The sequence below is a fragment of the Candidatus Pseudomonas phytovorans genome (genome assembly GCA_029202525.1).
Taxonomy (GTDB): Bacteria; Pseudomonadota; Gammaproteobacteria; order Pseudomonadales; family Pseudomonadaceae; genus Aquipseudomonas; species Aquipseudomonas phytovorans.
On the sequence record CP119325.1, the window covers coordinates 2,621,836 to 2,636,773 of the forward strand.

16 protein-coding genes and 1 pseudogene are annotated in these 14,938 nt (G+C 63.1%); 3 read left to right on the forward strand and 14 right to left on the reverse strand.

The window, feature by feature from the left end:
- Nucleotides 1–13 precede the first annotated feature (13 nt).
- Complete coding sequence (locus P0Y58_11520; protein WEK32787.1) at nucleotides 14–715, forward strand: allophanate hydrolase subunit 1; 702 nt, start codon at nucleotides 14–16, stop codon at nucleotides 713–715.
- Complete coding sequence (locus P0Y58_11525; protein WEK32788.1) at nucleotides 712–1,683, forward strand: biotin-dependent carboxyltransferase family protein; 972 nt, start codon at nucleotides 712–714, stop codon at nucleotides 1,681–1,683. Before P0Y58_11520 ends, P0Y58_11525 begins: the two co-directional genes overlap by 4 nt.
- 62 nt (nucleotides 1,684–1,745) lie before the next feature.
- On the opposite strand, the gene P0Y58_11530 is transcribed toward P0Y58_11525, so the two are convergent.
- The 10 genes from P0Y58_11530 to P0Y58_11575 all read right to left on the reverse strand — a co-directional run bounded on the left by P0Y58_11530 (nucleotide 1,746) and on the right by P0Y58_11575 (nucleotide 10,179).
- On the reverse strand, nucleotides 1,746–2,948 hold the full coding sequence (locus P0Y58_11530) for a pyridoxal phosphate-dependent aminotransferase (protein ID WEK32789.1): 1,203 nt from the start codon (nucleotides 2,946–2,948) through the stop codon (nucleotides 1,746–1,748).
- Nucleotides 2,949–3,108: 160 nt separating this feature from the next.
- Nucleotides 3,109–3,942, reverse strand: a complete 834-nt coding sequence (locus tag P0Y58_11535; protein WEK32790.1) for an ABC transporter substrate-binding protein — start codon at nucleotides 3,940–3,942, stop codon at nucleotides 3,109–3,111.
- Nucleotides 3,943–3,997: 55 nt separating this feature from the next.
- Nucleotides 3,998–4,726 carry an amino acid ABC transporter ATP-binding protein gene (locus P0Y58_11540; protein WEK33314.1) on the reverse strand — a complete coding sequence of 243 codons (729 nt, stop codon included), beginning with the start codon at nucleotides 4,724–4,726 and terminating at the stop codon, nucleotides 3,998–4,000.
- A gap of 14 nt (nucleotides 4,727–4,740) precedes the next feature.
- The gene (locus P0Y58_11545; protein WEK32791.1) at nucleotides 4,741–5,499 is read right to left on the reverse strand and encodes an amino acid ABC transporter permease; all 759 of its coding nucleotides are present in this window, start codon (nucleotides 5,497–5,499) and stop codon (nucleotides 4,741–4,743) included.
- Nucleotides 5,500–5,505: 6 nt separating this feature from the next.
- Complete coding sequence (locus P0Y58_11550) at nucleotides 5,506–6,207, reverse strand: amino acid ABC transporter permease (GenBank protein ID WEK32792.1); 702 nt, start codon at nucleotides 6,205–6,207, stop codon at nucleotides 5,506–5,508.
- Between the two features lie 94 nt (nucleotides 6,208–6,301).
- Nucleotides 6,302–7,048: an SDR family oxidoreductase gene (locus tag P0Y58_11555; GenBank protein ID WEK32793.1), complete on the reverse strand. Its 747-nt coding sequence runs from the start codon at nucleotides 7,046–7,048 to the stop codon at nucleotides 6,302–6,304.
- A 142-nt stretch (nucleotides 7,049–7,190) separates the two neighbouring features.
- Nucleotides 7,191–7,958, reverse strand: a complete 768-nt coding sequence (locus P0Y58_11560) for a 5-oxoprolinase subunit PxpA (GenBank protein WEK32794.1) — start codon at nucleotides 7,956–7,958, stop codon at nucleotides 7,191–7,193.
- 4 nt (nucleotides 7,959–7,962) lie between these two features.
- Complete coding sequence (locus P0Y58_11565; protein WEK32795.1) at nucleotides 7,963–8,376, reverse strand: hypothetical protein; 414 nt, start codon at nucleotides 8,374–8,376, stop codon at nucleotides 7,963–7,965.
- A 2-nt stretch (nucleotides 8,377–8,378) separates the two neighbouring features.
- Nucleotides 8,379–9,734, reverse strand: coding sequence for an acetyl-CoA carboxylase biotin carboxylase subunit (gene accC / locus P0Y58_11570; GenBank protein ID WEK32796.1), 1,356 nt, complete (start codon nucleotides 9,732–9,734; stop codon nucleotides 8,379–8,381).
- A gap of 4 nt (nucleotides 9,735–9,738) precedes the next feature.
- A complete protein-coding gene (locus tag P0Y58_11575; protein ID WEK32797.1) occupies nucleotides 9,739–10,179 on the reverse strand; it encodes an acetyl-CoA carboxylase biotin carboxyl carrier protein subunit in 441 nt (146 codons plus the stop codon).
- 296 nt (nucleotides 10,180–10,475) lie between these two features.
- Between P0Y58_11575 and P0Y58_11580 the strand changes: the two genes are divergently transcribed.
- A complete protein-coding gene (locus P0Y58_11580) occupies nucleotides 10,476–11,813 on the forward strand; it encodes an OprD family porin (protein WEK32798.1) in 1,338 nt (445 codons plus the stop codon).
- Between the two features lie 303 nt (nucleotides 11,814–12,116).
- On the opposite strand, the gene tatC is transcribed toward P0Y58_11580, so the two are convergent.
- The 4 genes and pseudogenes from tatC to P0Y58_11600 form a co-directional block, all read right to left on the reverse strand.
- The gene (tatC, locus tag P0Y58_11585; protein ID WEK32799.1) at nucleotides 12,117–12,860 is read right to left on the reverse strand and encodes a twin-arginine translocase subunit TatC; all 744 of its coding nucleotides are present in this window, start codon (nucleotides 12,858–12,860) and stop codon (nucleotides 12,117–12,119) included.
- A gap of 68 nt (nucleotides 12,861–12,928) precedes the next feature.
- Nucleotides 12,929–13,111: pseudogene (gene tatB / locus P0Y58_11590) on the reverse strand (Sec-independent protein translocase protein TatB).
- A gap of 3 nt (nucleotides 13,112–13,114) precedes the next feature.
- Nucleotides 13,115–13,321, reverse strand: coding sequence for a twin-arginine translocase TatA/TatE family subunit (locus P0Y58_11595; protein WEK32800.1), 207 nt, complete (start codon nucleotides 13,319–13,321; stop codon nucleotides 13,115–13,117).
- A 62-nt stretch (nucleotides 13,322–13,383) separates the two neighbouring features.
- Nucleotides 13,384–14,706 (reverse strand): FAD-binding oxidoreductase, encoded by a 1,323-nt coding sequence (locus P0Y58_11600; protein ID WEK33315.1) that lies wholly within the window; start codon nucleotides 14,704–14,706, stop codon nucleotides 13,384–13,386.
- Between the last annotated feature and the right edge of the window lie 232 nt (nucleotides 14,707–14,938).

A 14,938-nucleotide genomic window follows, 5' to 3' on the forward strand; every position in this document is an offset into this window, starting at 1 on the left:
ACAGGAATTGCCAATGAACCAACCCTTGCAAGCACCGGGGCCTTTCACCGTTCACCTTGCCGAGCCGGTGGCCCGTGTCTCGCTGATCGGCGCCCGCGCCTATCTGCTTGAAGCCCCGGGCGATCTCACCCTTGAGGCCCAGCGGCGGATCTGGGCGCTGTCGCAGACCCTGCTTGCGCTACCCGAGGTGGAAAGCACCGTGCCGGGCATGACCAACCTGCTGGTGTTGTACCGCCAGACTCCGCCAGAACCCGCGCCGGTCATCGAGGCATTGCAACAGTTGTGGGGTACGGCCGACCCGCTGCATCGGGCTGGGCGCACCCACGAGATCGCCGTGCACTACGGCGGCGAGCACGCCATCGACCTGCCAGCGCTGTGTGACTACGCCGGGCTCAGCGACCAGGAAGTGGTGCGCCGTCATCACCAGGCGCGCTACAGCGTGTTTGCCGTGGCCAGTGCGCCTGGCTTCGGCTACCTGGGTGGCCTCGACCCCGCCTTGTACATGCCGCGCAAGCAGGTGCCGTCGCTGCACATGCTCAAGGGCATGGTCACCATTGGCGGCATGCAGTCGGGCATCGCCGTGCTCGACGGGCCGAACGGCTGGAACTCGATCGGCTTTGCCGACACCGTGATGTTCGATGCCAGCGCCTCGCAACCTGCCTTGCTTGCCCCTGGCGATACTGTCTGTTTCCTGCCTGAGAGGATCGAATTGTGATTGAAGTCATCGCCACCGGCCCGCAGAACACCATTCAGGACCTGGGCCGCGACGGCCATCGGCACATTGGCGTGGCCACCGCCGGGGCCATGGACAGCCTGGCTTTGCGGACCGGCAACTTGATGCTGGCCAACGCCCCTGGCAGCGCCGCCGTGGAAGTGCAGACCTTCCCGTTGAAGGTGCGCTTCAGCGCTGACGGGGTGATTGCCCTGACCGGCGCCGATGGGCGTGCCACCCTCGATGGCAGATCGTTGCTGCCGTGGTGGGCATTGCCGGTCAAGGCCGGCCAGGTGCTGGAAATACGCCACCCGCGCCAAGGCGCCAGAGTGTATCTATGCGTGGCCGGTGGCATCGACGTGCCGCAGCTGATGGGTTCGCGCAGCACGGCATTGCGCGGCGGTTTCGGTGGCCTCGAAGGGCGGGCGTTGCTGGTAGGGGATGAACTGGCGGTCGGGCAAGCCAACGCCTTGTCGATTGGCGCCGAAGGCTTCGGTGTTCGCCCACCGTCCTGCGCCATGGCCCAGGGCTTGCCGGTGCAAGCGGACGGTGCCCTTGCGCTACGCGCGATCCCGGCGGGCGAGGCGCACTGGTTCGGCAATGACCTACCGCGGTTCTGGGCGCAGTCCTGGAAGATCTCGGCGCAGAGCAACCGTACCGGCTACCGCCTGGCAGGCGAACCGATCCAGGCCGAGCAAAGCCGCGAGATGCGCTCTTATGGCCTGGTGCCGGGGGTGGTGCAGGTGCCGCCGGGTGGCGAGCCGATCGTGCAGCTGAGCGATGCCAATACCGCCGGTGGTTACCCCAAGGTTGCCGGGGTGATCGAGGCCGATTTGTGGCGCCTGGGGCAGGCGGCGATTGGTAGCCGCATACGCTTCGTTGAAGCGTCGCCGCGTGAGGCGATTGCCGCCGAAACAGCGATCGACTGCTACCTGGCGGGGGTTAGGCGCGTGATCGAGATGCGCGGTTGAATTACAGCAGGGGATAGACAAAAAAATGGGCTGCAATTGCAGCCCATTTTGCTGTCTGGCAATCAGCGCATCGTCGCGCAGAATTCAGCGATGCGATCACATCCTTGCTCCAGCGTCGCAAGGCTGGTGGCATAGGAAAGGCGCACGAACGGGCTCAGGCCATAGGCAGCACCCTGTACGGTCGCGACGTGATGCTCTTCCATCAGCGCCATGCAGAAATCAGTGTCGTTGTTGATCTTGCGGCCCTTGGCTGTGGTGCGGCCGATAAAGGCGGCCACATTCGGGAACAGGTAGAACGCACCTTCCGGCTTGTGGCAGGTCAGCCCCTGGATATCGGCCAGGCGGCCGAGCACGAAGTCGCGCCGCTCCTGGTAAATCGCCGCGCGCTCGCCGAGCAATTGCTGGGGGCCATCGAGCACCGCCGTTGCAGCGGCCTGGGTCAGCGTGCAGACGCCACCGCTGTTCTGCGTGTTGACGTTGCTCACGGCCTTGATCAGGTCCTTGGGGCCGCCGCAGTAACCCATGCGCCAGCCCGTCATGGCGTACGCCTTGGAGACGCCGTTGACGGTCAGCACACGGTCATACAGGCGCGGCTCTACTTCGGCGATGGTGCAGAATTCGAACCCGTCGTAGATCAGGTGCTCGTACATGTCATCGGTCATGATCCACACGTGCGGATGGTGCAGCATCACTTCGGCGATGGCGGCCATTTCCTGGCGCGAGCAGGCGGAACCTGTGGGGTTGCTGGGGTAGTTCAGCAGCAGCCATTTGGTCTTTGGGGTGATCGCGGCGTCGAGGTCCTGGGCATTGAGTTTGAAATTGTTGGCTTGGCTGCAGGGCACGGGGACCGGCACGCCACCGGCGAACTTGACGATGTCGGCATAGCTGATCCAGGCCGGGGTGGGGATGAGCACTTCGTCCCCGGGGTTGAGGGTGGCGAGCATGGCGTTGAAGATCACTTGCTTGCCACCGCCGGCCACGAGAATCTGCGAGGGCTCGTAGTCGAGGTTGTTGTCGCGCTTGAACTTGCGCTGGATGGCCAGTTTCAGGGCGGGTGTACCTTCGATGGCCGGGTACTTGGTATCACCGGCCAGCGCGGCGGCATGGGCTGCTTCGATGGCATGGGAGGGGGTCGGGAAGTCCGGTTCGCCTGTAGACAGGCTGATCACCTGAATGCCCTGTGCGGTGAGCTCGCGGGCTTTCTGGGTCATGGCGACGGAGGCAGAGACGGACACATTGTTCAGGCGTTCGGCGATACTGGGCATGGCGTTGGCTTCACGGTAGGGAACACTGTGCACAGCTTAAAAGTGTGCCTGCCGGCTGCCCAAATAGCGCTTTGCTGTGGAGTCATAAGGGAATCGGATGGATAGGCCCGAGGCAAAAAAATGCCCGGCTGACGGGCAGCCGGGCCAGGGAGCAAAAGGTTTATTCGAGGGCTTCGAACTTCATCTCGGCCAGCTTCTGCACCCGCTCTTCGCGCACCAGCTTGTACTCGGTCTGCGGCCCGATCCACTTGTCCCAGATCCGGTCGATTTCCCCAGCCTGGTCCATTGCGTACAGCGCCTGGTTGACCTTGTCGAGCAATGCCGGCTGGTCCAGCTTCATGCCCACGCCGATCGGCTCCAGCGCCATCGGCTCGGCGGTAATGCCCAGGTCGACGCCGCCGGCCTTGGCCTGGCTGACCAGCTTGGTGGCAGACATGGTATTGGTCACCACACCCAGCACCTTGTTCTGCTGCACCGCCAGGTAGGCGGAACCGGTGTCCTGGAAGGTCACCGGGGTGGCCTTGGCCAGTCGGATCGACTGCTCGGAGGTCGAGCCCTTGGTGGCGCTGATGCGCTTGCCTTCGAAGAACGCGCGCGGCTTGTCGGCCAGCGGCTTTTTCACCACCAGCACTTCCTTGGCCACGTAGTAGGGGTCGGAGAACTGGATCTGCTGGGCACGGGTCTTGGTGTAGGCCAGGTTGGCCACCACCACGTCGACCCGGCCCATCTTCACCTCAGCGATGCGCGCTTCGCCGGACAACGGTTTGAGCTCAAGCTTTACCCCCAACTGCTGCGCCAGCGCGGTGCACAGGTCGACGTCCATGCCCTCGAGCTGGCGCGTCTGCGGGTTGGGAGAGGAGAACGGCGGCACGTCGGAGTAGACGCCGCAACCCAGGGTCTGCCGGCCCTGGATGTCGGCCCATTGGTCGGCCTGGGCCGTGGCGGCCATCAGGGGGAACAGCATCAGTGCCACGGTGGCGTGCGGAGTACGCATGGGAGTGATCCTCGAAAAATGGACGGCTTGGGCAAAAAAGGGTGACCTGCCGGCCTCAATGGGCCCGTAGGTCGCTGATGAACCGCTGCGCACGCGGGTGCTGCGGCGCGCTGAAAAACTGCTCGGGGGTGGCACGTTCTAGAATTTCGCCGGCATCCATGAACCAGATCGTGTCGGCCACTTCACGGGCGAAGTTCATCTCGTGGGTCACGCACATCATGGTCATGCCGTCGCGCGCCAGGCTGCGCATCACCTGCAGCACCTCGCCGACCATTTCCGGGTCCAGGGCGCTGGTCGGTTCATCGAACAGCATCACAGGCGGCTCCATCGCCAACGCCCGGGCAATTGCCACGCGTTGCTGCTGGCCGCCGGAAAGCTGGCCTGGGTAGGCGCCGGCTTTGTGGGCCATGCCAACCCGGTCGAGCAACTCCATGGCTTGCTTCTTTGCTGCGCCCTGGCGCAGGCCACGCAGCTTGGTGGGCGACAGGATGATGTTGTCCAGCACCGACATGTGCGGGAACAGGTTGAAACTCTGGAACACGAAACCGATGCGCGAGCGCAGGCGGTTGAGGTTGGCGTCGGTGCCGTGGATGTCGTGGCCCTCGAACAGGATCTGGCCGCCCTGGATTGCTTCGAGGCGGTTGACCGTGCGGATCAGGGTGGATTTACCTGAGCCCGAGGGCCCGCATACGACCACCACTTCACCCTGGCGAATTTCTGCGTTGATGGTGGTCAAGGCGCGATACTCGCCATACCACTTGTCGACATTGGCAAACATGATCATGGGTTTCATGGCGATCATCTCGAAGGTTCGGAAGTAGTAAGGGCTGCGCCTTTGGGTGCGCCAGGCGTACTGGCGCGATCACCCTGGCGCTTGCGCTCGATACGCTGCTCCACGGTGGTAGCCACGCGGGTGAGGCCGTAGCACAGCAGGTAGTAAGTGATCGCAAGGATTGCGTAGACCTGGAACGGCTGAGTCAGCAACTGGTTGTTGACCTGGTTGGCTGCAAAGGTCATTTCCTGAACGTTGATCATGTAGCCCAGGGTGGTTTCCTTGATGATGGAGATGAACTGACTGATCAGGCTCGGCAGGGCATTGAACAGCGCCTGGGGCAGGATTACCCAACCAAAGGTGCGGAAGTAGCCCAACCCAAGGGCGCGGGCGGCTTCGGCCTGGCCAGCGGGCAAGCCTTGGATACCTGCACGCACGATCTCCGACAGGTAGGCGCTCTGGTAGATCACCAGGGTGCAGAGCATGGTGGTGAACCCACTGATATTGCGGCCGATGAGCAGCGGCACCAGGAAGTAGGTCCAGAAGATCACCATGATCAGCGGCACACCCCGCAAGACATAAACCCAAACGGTGGCCGGCCAGCGTACCCAGGCGAACGGTGAGATGCGCGCCATGACCACCAGCAGTGACAGTGGGAAGGCAATCAGCAGCGCCAGCGCCGACAGGATCAAGGTGTTGACCAGTCCGCCCAGAGGGCCGTGTGGGTACTGCCCGAGCAGGAACAGCTCCCAGTTGTCGCGCAGAATCAGGAATACATCGATCATTGCCGTCTACCTCGCCTGGGCCTGGTTGAAATGACGCGCCAGCAGTGCACCGGCCCCCATGAGCAGCAACGACACCACCAGGTAACCCAAGGTTGCCACCAGGTAGCACTCGAAGGTGCGGAAGGTGTAGTTCTCAAGTTCGCGGGCCGCGTAGGTCAGCTCGACCACGCCGATGGCCATGGCCAGGCTGGTGTTCTTGAACAGCAGCACGGTGTGGTTGATCAGCGAGGGCAGGGCGTTGCGCACCCCCTGTGGCAGGATCACGTAGCGCATCGAGCGGATGTAGCCCAGCCCAAGTGCCCGCGCCGCTTCGGTCTGGCCGGTGGGAATGGCGCGCAGGCCTGCCCGCAGGTCTTCGCAGAAGTACGCCGCTTGGCAAAGACCCAGCGCGATCACCGCGAAGATGAACTCGGTACTGAAATTGGCCAGCCACAGTTGAGTGCTTTCCGGCAACAAGGTGGGCACGCCGAAGTACCAGAGCATCAGTTGCACCAGGGTCGGTACGTTGCGGTGGTAGGACACATAGCCCGCCACCAGGCGCTCGGCCAGCGGCTTGCCGGTCAAACGGATTACCACCAGCAACAGCGCCAGAGCCATGGCCAGGCTCCAGGCGTACAGCATCAGTTGCGCGGTCAGGCCAGCGCCACGCAGCAAAAGGTCGGCGTATTCGCCGCTCAGGATCGGCCCCAGATCGAAGTCTTTGAACATGGGAATCACCCTATCGGGTCAAGGGGCAGCAGTCGTTCGCAACCGGTGTGGGGGGCGGCTGGGTCATGGCCCGCCGCTCTTGTCCGGTACAGGGTCAGTCGGCTTGCGGGCGGGTGGTCTGCAGCCCGCCGGGTACCTGCAGGGTGGGGGTGATTTCCATGTGGCCGACGTTCATCGCCACCGGTGCGGCAATGGCGAAAGCAATCGCCTCGGCGATGTCGCCGGCAACGGGCAGTTCGAAACCGTCGATGAATCTGGCGCGGGTTTCGGCAGCGTTGCCATGCACGTGTTCAAAGATGTCGGTGGCCACGCGGCCCGGGCAGACCTCGGTAACCCGCACACGCTTGCCGAACACGTCGATGCGCAGGTTGCGCGACAGCATGCTCACCGCCGCCTTGGTAGCGTGGTAGGTGCTGTTGCCGCCGAAGTTGTAGGCGCCGGCGATGGAGCTGATGTTGATCACGTGCCCGCGGTCGCGGGCCACCATGCCTGGCACCAGCAGGCGGGTGAGGTGCAGCACAGCGCGCAGGTTGACGTCGATCAGCGCATCGATGCCGTCGGCGGTGGCGTTGAGGATCGAGCCGGGCCGGTCGACACCGGCGTTGTTGACCAGGATGTCGATGTCCAGGCCTTCGACCACCTGGGTGACTGCGGCCAGGTCGGCTACGTCCACTGCATGCACGATGCAGCCAGTGCGCTCGGCCAACTCGCCTAGCTTGTCGGCGCTGCGGGCCAGGGCATGGACGGTAATGCCTTCACGGCTCAGGCGTTCGACTGTGGCAGCGCCGATGCCGGAGGAAGCGCCGGTGACCAGCGCGGTTTTGTAATCGGAAAATGGCATGTGGCCGTCCCTCATCGAATGGTTCACCCTGCAGCAGGAGGGCGTTGAATTGACTCTAAAGCCCTGGGCCGATTGTCGAACAAGACGGTTTGGCTCTCGGGTAATAAGTGTTTCTTATCCGTGCACGATTGTGGTGCGCTGCTCAATCGAACAGTCTGGAAAGGGGCACGATTTGCCCACCACCGTGCTCGATTTCGTGGCGGATATCCCAGGCCAGCTCCAGCGCATTGGCATTGTCGCCATGCAGCAGGATCGAACATGCAGGTACTGCAATTACCTCGCCGGTGTAGCAGGTCACGGTGCCGCTATCGAGGAACTGCCGCACGCGCTCGCGCACTAGCGCCGGGTCCTTGATCACCGAGTCCGGCAGCGCGCGGGGCACAAGCAGGCCGTGTTTGTCGTAGGCCCGGTCGGCAAGGAAGGTGGTGGCGATACGCAAGCCGTGCTTCTCGGCGGCTCGCTCCATCGCTTGGCTGGTGGAGGAACTGACGATCAGTTGCGGGTCGAAGGCCTTCACCGCCAGCAGCAGGGCATCGGCCAGCTCCGCGTCGGCGGCCACCCGGTTGCCCAGGGCGCCGTGGAAGCTCATGTGGGTCAGCTGGTGACCGTTGACCTTGGCCATGCCGGCCAGCGCGCCGAGCTGGTAGGTGACATAGGCCTGCAATTCGCGAATATCCACCTGCATGGGCCGGCGGCCGAAACCGAGCAGGTCGGGATAGCCCACGTGGCCACCCAGGTCGATGCCCTTGGCCAGTGCCAGGCGGGTGATGGTGTCCATGATCAGTGGGTCGCCGGCATGGAAGCCGCAGGCCACGTTGGCCGAAGAAATGATATCCATCAGGGCTTCGTCTTCGCCCATTTTCCAGGGGCCGAAGCCCTCGCCCAGGTCTGCGTTCAGGTCGATGCGCATCGGTTCAAGCTCCTGTTCTTGTCAGTGCCAGCACGGGTTTTCCGTAATCCACCAGCTGCCCGTCGGCCACCAGGTAATCCCCAGCGGTGCCTTCCATATCCGCAGTGACCGCGAGCAGTTGCTCGCCCACGGCGATTACGCCGACCACATCACCTGCCCGTATTGCCTGGCCCGGGTTTACCTGAGGTGTGTCGCGTGTCGGGTGGCGGGCATGGAAATGGCCGCAGCCCTTGGCGCTGATACTGGCGGGCGGCAAGGGTGCCGGCGGCGCAGCCGTGGTGGCGTTTACCGGTGCACCGGCGTTTGTGCCGGCGCTGCGCTGCAGGCGGAGCTCGAATTGCGCGGTCTTCAGTTCGATCCGGGCGAGCCCGGCGTTGCTCATCCAGCCGATCAACTGGCGAAGTTTGTCGATGTGCATATTCAGTTCCCTGCCTGACGTTGCTTGAGCCAGTGTTCCAGGTGATGGATGTCCACGGTGCCCTCGGTAAAGGCCGGGTCCTGCAAAATGTCGCGGTGCAGCGGCAGGTTGCTGGCGATGCCCTCGATGCGGAACTGTGCAAGCGCCGTGCGCATTCGGGCCATCGCCTGCTCGCGGGTGGTGCCGTGGGTGATCAGCTTGGCGATCATCGAGTCGTAATAGGGGGGCACGCGGTAGCCGGTGGTGACGTGGGTATCGACCCGTACACCGATGCCGCCAGGCACGTCCCAGCGGGTGACGGTGCCGGGTGTCGGGATGAAGGTGTGCGGGTCTTCGGCGTTGATCCGGCACTCCAGTGAGTGGCCTTGGGTGATGATCTGTTCCTGGCGCAGTTCGAGGGTTTCGCCACGGGCCACGCGCAACTGCTGTTCGACGATGTCGATACCAGTGGTCAGCTCGGTGACGGGGTGCTCGACCTGCAGGCGGGTATTCATTTCGATGAAGTAGAACTCGTCATCCTCGTACAGGAATTCGAAGGTGCCCACGCCCTGATAGCCAATCTGCCGGCAAGCTTCGACGCAGCGTTCACCCACTCGCGCCAAGGCGTCAGGGTGTATCCCCGGCGCGGGGGCTTCTTCCAGCACCTTTTGGTGGCGGCGCTGCAGCGAGCAGTCGCGGCTGCCCAGCCACACGCCATTGCCGTGGCGGTCGCACAGCACCTGGATTTCCACGTGGCGCGGGTGGCCGAGAAACTTCTCCATGTACAACTCGGGGTTGCCAAAGGCGCGGCGGGCCTCCTCGCGGGTGACGCTGACGGCCTGGCCCAGTTCCTGCTCGCTGTGCACCACGCGCATGCCGCGCCCGCCGCCACCGCCGGCAGCCTTGATGATGACCGGGTAGCCGATTTCGGCGGCAATGCTGCAAACCGTATCGAGCTCCGCGGGCAAGGCGCCATCTGGCCCCGGCACGCAAGGGACGCCTGCTTCACGCATGGCGCGCTTGGCGGCAACCTTGTCGCCCATGCTGCGGATGCATTCGGCATCGGGCCCGATAAAGGTCAGGCCGGCGGCGCTGACGGCCTCGCTGAAGGCGGCGTTTTCCGAAAGAAAGCCATAGCCTGGATGCACTGCCTGTGCGCCCGACGCCTGCGCAGCTTGCAGCAGCGCCGTGGCGTCCAGATAGCTTTGCGCAGGTGCGGCAGGGCCGATACACAGCGCCAGGTCGGCCTGCTCCAGGTACGCTGCGCCAGCATCACCCTGGGAGTAGACCATGACCGTCTCAAGGCCCAGTTGATGACAGGCGCGCTGTATACGCAGCGCGATTTCGCCGCGGTTGGCGATCAATACGCGTTTGAACATACCTTCAGCCTCCAATGCGCACGACGGGCTGGCCCGCGTCGACTTCGCTGCCAGCTTCGGCCAGCAGGGCCTCGACCACCCCTGCGTGGGGAGCCTGGACCTGATGGAACATTTTCATTGCCTCGACGATGCACAGCACAGCGCCGGCTTCGACCCGTTGGCCGACCGTGACGAAGGGGGCCTCACCGGGGGCTGGAGTCAGGTGCAAGATGCCGTACAGCGGCGAGGGGATGTCCTGGCTGAGTGCGGCAGCCGGTGCTGGCGGTTCGGCCAGGGTCAGGGTCGCGGCCAGGTCTGGCCCAGCGAGTACCGGCGACGGACTGCGCTGGGGCAGTTCCGCCTGGCGCGCCAGGGTCAGGGTGCAGCCTGCTTCGCTCAGGGTGAGCTCACTCAGGTCGCTGGCCTGAAGCAGGTCGATCAGGGATTTGATGCGCTGTTGTTCCATTCGCAGGGCCTCTCACGGCAGGGCGTCGATTGCGTCTGGGCAAACTGTAAAAGCAGGCCGTGGCACTGCACCAAGAGGGTTTGTGAGTGGGGTAATAAGGGCGACTTATGACGCCCCGGTCATAAGGGAAAGTTATCCAGCCAGAACGAAGTTGTCTTGGCGGCGCCGATTCCCGATTGCGTAGCGTGTATTGGCCGTCTGACAACAACGCCCGGGCCTCGATTAGAACGGGACGGCACCTTTGCTTCGCTTCTGCCTGCCGACATCCGATCATTTTGGGCTTGGGGAATTTGCTGATGATGAAGTACCCGTTGGGCGTACTCGGGCTGGTTGTGGCCCAAGGCGGCTATGCCGCCGGTTTTATCGACGACAGTCACGCGACGTTGCTGCTGCGCAACTTCTTCAGCCAGGCGGACAACCGCGACGGCGCCGCCGACCCGAACTACACCCAGGAATGGGGCCAGGGGTTCGTGCTCAACTACAGCTCCGGTTTTACCGAAGGACCGGTGGGCGTGGGCGTCGATGCGGTGGGTATGCTTGGCGTTCGCCTGGATTCAGGTAAGGGCCGGCATTACAACCCCACCAGTACCGCCAGCAACGGCAACATCTTCCCCACCGACAGCGATGGGCGCGCTGTCAGCGAGTTTTCCAGCCTGGGGCCGACGCTGAAGGCGCGGGTGGGCAATACCGTGTTGCGCTATGGGACCTTGCAGCCGCAGTTGCCTGTACTGTTCGCCAGCGATCGTCTGGTGTTCCAGACCTTCCGTGGTGCTCAGGTCGAGTCCAAGGACATCGAAAACCTGACCCTCACTGCGGGGCGCATCGACCGCGTCAAGGAGCGTGGGTCGACTGATTGGGAAGGCTTGTCCATCGCTGGCGCCAACGCCACGGTCGACCCGGTCAACCCGACCGTCAACATTACGCGCAGCACCCACGTGAACGAGTTCTGGTTTGGCGGTGGCCGCTACAAGGTTTCCGATGACCTGATGCTGCAGTACTACTACGCCAACCTTACGGACTTCTACAAACAGCACTTCCTGGGCGGGGTGTACGGCGTAAATCTCGGCCCCGGCCGGCTGACCACCGACGTCCGTTTCTGGGACAACCGCTCGGACGGGCGCAACAGCCACGATCCTGACTACTTCAGCAGCGGCTACTACGGTGATGGCCGCACCCGCGGCAAAGTCGACAGTCGCCTGAGCAGTGTGCTGTTCACCTATGCCGTAGGCGCACATACGATTGCCACCGGCTACCAGCAGGTAGATGGCGACAGTGATGCTGTGTGGGTCAACGAAGGGGCCGGCACAACGAGCTATTTCTTCACCGAGACCATGTCGGGCAAGTTCCAGCGTTCGGGTGAACGCACCTGGCAGTTGCGCTACCAGTACAACCTCGCTGCTCTCGGCGTCCCCGGCGGGACCTTCAAGACCAATTTCTACAAAGGCGGCAACATCCAGACAGCCAGCGGCGACAAGCAGGAATGGGCCCGCGACATGACCCTTGGCTATGTCGTGCAGAGCGGGCCGGCCAAGGACTTGAGTGTGCAGCTGCGTTATGGCGTATTTCGCACCGACATGCAGCGTGATACCGACGAATATCGTGTGATTGTGGATTATCCGGTCGATCTGTTCTGATTATGCGGTTCAGCGAATGCTGACCAGCAAGCATTCGAGGAGCGTTGGGCTCAATAGGTAGGGCTGTTGCCCTGATGCACATCTTGCGGCTGTGCCTATCTTGCCGTCAGGCAGCAATGAGTCCAAAATCAAGGCTATCCCTGTTTCAGGGATGTGTGAAAACCCTTTGATTTCAACGGCTCGCAAGCCCGATGCGAGTCTCGTTTCCCGCTCCAAATTCGATCCTCGGTGCGTCGCCGGGATCAAAAAAGAAGAGGCCTTTAGGCCTCTTTTTTATGCCTGCGTTTTATCGACACCCTCCTTTCATGGCTCCTGACCACGCTTGCGGATAAAGCCGCTGCACAGTACGCCAGCCTCGAACAGCAACCACATGGGCACGGCCAGCAGTGTTTGCGAGAAGATATCAGGCGGCGTCAGCACCATGCCGACCACGAAGCAGCCGATGACCACGTAAGGGCGGACCTTCTTCAGGTACCGCACGTCGACCACGCCGATCCACACCAGCAGCACCACGGCCACCGGGATTTCGAAGGCTACGCCAAAGGCGAAGAACAACGTCATCACGAAGTCGAGGTAGTTGGCGATGTCGGTCATCATTGCCACGCCTGCCGGGGTGGCGGCGGCAAAGAAGCTAAACATCAGCGGGAACACCAGGAAATAGGCGAAGGCCATACCGGCGTAGAACAGCAGGATGCTCGAAATCAGCAGCGGGATGGCAATGCGCTTTTCATGGCGGTACAGCCCCGGCGCGATGAAGCCCCAGACCTGCTGGAGGATGAACGGGATCGCCAGGAACAGCGACACGATCATGGTCAGCTTGAACGGCGTGAGGAACGGTGAGGCCACGTCGGTGGCGATCATCGTGGCGTTGGCCGGCAAGTGGTCACGCAGCGGCGCCGAGACCAGGGTGTAGATCTGCTGGGCAAAGGAGAACAACCCGGCAAAGATCATGAATATGACAGCAACGCAGCGCAGCAGGCGGGTGCGCAGCTCGGTCAGGTGCGAAACCAGCGGCATCGGCTGGTCGTGTTGGAGGTATTCGCTCATGGGGCTCGCGGCGGTTGAGGCGGTTCGGAGGATTCGAGAGGGCGCGCCGGCGTGGCGGCAGCAGGCGGGCGGCGGATGTCGCCTGCGTCGATTTCACGTTCCACTTCCAGCTTGATGCTATTGAGGCTGCGCTTGAGCCGCCCGACCCACAGGCCCGCCGTGCGCGCAGCACCGGGCAGCCGCTCAGGGCCAAGTACCAGCAGGGCGATCAGGCCGACCAGTAACAGTTCACTGAAGCTGATTCCGAACATGGGTCAGTCTTTGCCCTGCTGAGCGTTTGCCTGCTGGGCCAGTGGCGTGGCCTGTTCCAGCGGTTTGTTGTCTTCGTCGTTCATGGCTTTGCGAAAGCCCTTGATCGATTCGCCCAGATCGCTGCCGAGGTTCTTCAGCTTCTTGGTGCCGAAGACCAGGACCACGACGGCCAGCAGGACGATCCAGTGTTTCCAGTCAAAAATGCCCATGGTGTTCTCCTTGGGTGAAATGCAGGGTCCGGGCTGGCGCGCTGGCGCCAGCCCGGGCGGGATCAGGCTTCGAGACCCGCTTTCGCCTGGCCGGTGCGCAGGGTGAAGTTGACACCGATCGACAGGGCCGGCTGTGGCGGGTTCCAGTTTGGCTTTGGTGCAGAGAGCAGGAACTCGGTCAGTTGCTCGGTCTTGCCCGCCAGCATGTTTGCCAGCAGGGTGCCGGTGGCAGTGCCTCGTACGGTGCCCAGGCCGTTGCAGGCCAGGGCACCGTACACGTTCGGGCGCAGTTCGCCGAAGAAACCGGCGCCGTTGCGGGTCATGCCCAGGCCACCACCCCAAGTGTGCTCGAACTGCACGTCGGTGAGGGTCGGGAAGCGGCGCTCGAACGACTGGCGATGGGCGACACGGACCTTGTCGGTGTAACCGTCCTTGGAGCGGCCGTCTGGGTTGAAGCTGAAGCTGTTGCGCACCAGGATGCGGTTGTCGTGGGTACGGCGCAGGGTCGAGCCGAACGGGTCGGCCGGAATCACGCCCCAGAACGCGTGGCCACCGATGCTGGCCTGTTCGGCCGGGGTCAGCGGACGTGTCAGGCTGCCGTAGGTGAAGATCGGCAGCATGCGGTTTTCCAGGAAGCCGAAGTGCTGGCCGAAGTGGTTGTTGCCGAGGATCAGCTTGTCAGCGGTGATACGGCCGGTCGGGTGGTGCAACACGGTCTTCTGGCCGTAGTCGACTGCGGTAATCACCGTGTCTTCGTACAGCACGACGTTTTCCGGCAGGCTGTCGGCCAGGCCTTTCACCAGTGCCGACGGTTGAACCAGCATGGTGCCCGGGGTGAACAGCGCCTTGCGGTAGTACGAGGTGCCGATGTGGTCTTTCAGCTCGTTGCCTTCGATCAGCTCGACCTTTTCGCCCAAGGCTTCAAGGCCGCCACGGTAGGCATTGAGCACTGCGATGCCCTTGTCTTCGATGGCTGCCTGGTATTTGCCGGAGTGGCGCAGGTGGGCGTCGACAATGTTGTGCTCGGCCACCAGGTCGCGAAGGATGCCCTGGCCGCGCTGGTTCAGTTGCAGGATGTTCCTGGCATTCGCCTTGTCGCCGATGTAGTCCGGTGCGCCGATGTCGTGGGGGACGTCGATCAGAAAGCCCGCGTTACGGCCGGAGGTGCCGAAGCCGACTTGCTGGGCTTCGACCAGAATCACACGGTCCTGCGGGAAGTTCAGGGCCAGTTGGCGGGCTGCGGCCAGGCCGGTGAAACCGGCGCCGATCACTACCCATGGCGCCTGGTCATCACCGATCAGCGGCGCTTTCGGCTGGCGCACCCGGCTGGTGTGGAACCAGCCCGGGGACGAGTCGTCACGTGGCAAAGCATCGACGCGCACCAGCGAATCAGGGTCTTTCGGCAGGCCGTCGCTGAGCAGGGCGGCCGAGCCACCGGCGGCTATTACACCGGCACCAACCCCGGCACCGATAAGGACATTTCTTCGTGAAACTGCCATTTCAATTCATCTCGTTCAAGGATTACAGATGAAATGGCCAAGCCTGAAAACGTACATCGAGGATCAGCAAAACCGGCAGGACCGCTTAAGGCAAACCAACGTACAGCATCATTCTGAC

Coding starts and splice junctions, on each gene's coding strand:
- P0Y58_11520 (WEK32787.1), top strand. CDS start 14: ATGAACCAACCCTTGCAAGCACCGGGGCCTTTCACCGTTCACCTTGCC.
- P0Y58_11530 (WEK32789.1), bottom strand. CDS start 2,948: ATGCCCAGTATCGCCGAACGCCTGAACAATGTGTCCGTCTCTGCCTCC.
- P0Y58_11535 (WEK32790.1), bottom strand. CDS start 3,942: ATGCGTACTCCGCACGCCACCGTGGCACTGATGCTGTTCCCCCTGATG.
- P0Y58_11540 (WEK33314.1), bottom strand. CDS start 4,726: ATGATCATGTTTGCCAATGTCGACAAGTGGTATGGCGAGTATCGCGCC.
- P0Y58_11545 (WEK32791.1), bottom strand. CDS start 5,499: ATGATCGATGTATTCCTGATTCTGCGCGACAACTGGGAGCTGTTCCTG.
- P0Y58_11550 (WEK32792.1), bottom strand. CDS start 6,207: ATGTTCAAAGACTTCGATCTGGGGCCGATCCTGAGCGGCGAATACGCC.
- P0Y58_11555 (WEK32793.1), bottom strand. CDS start 7,048: ATGCCATTTTCCGATTACAAAACCGCGCTGGTCACCGGCGCTTCCTCC.
- P0Y58_11560 (WEK32794.1), bottom strand. CDS start 7,958: ATGCGCATCGACCTGAACGCAGACCTGGGCGAGGGCTTCGGCCCCTGG.
- P0Y58_11565 (WEK32795.1), bottom strand. CDS start 8,376: ATGCACATCGACAAACTTCGCCAGTTGATCGGCTGGATGAGCAACGCC.
- accC (WEK32796.1), bottom strand. CDS start 9,734: ATGTTCAAACGCGTATTGATCGCCAACCGCGGCGAAATCGCGCTGCGT.
- P0Y58_11575 (WEK32797.1), bottom strand. CDS start 10,179: ATGGAACAACAGCGCATCAAATCCCTGATCGACCTGCTTCAGGCCAGC.
- P0Y58_11580 (WEK32798.1), top strand. CDS start 10,476: ATGATGAAGTACCCGTTGGGCGTACTCGGGCTGGTTGTGGCCCAAGGC.
- tatC (WEK32799.1), bottom strand. CDS start 12,860: ATGAGCGAATACCTCCAACACGACCAGCCGATGCCGCTGGTTTCGCAC.
- P0Y58_11595 (WEK32800.1), bottom strand. CDS start 13,321: ATGGGCATTTTTGACTGGAAACACTGGATCGTCCTGCTGGCCGTCGTG.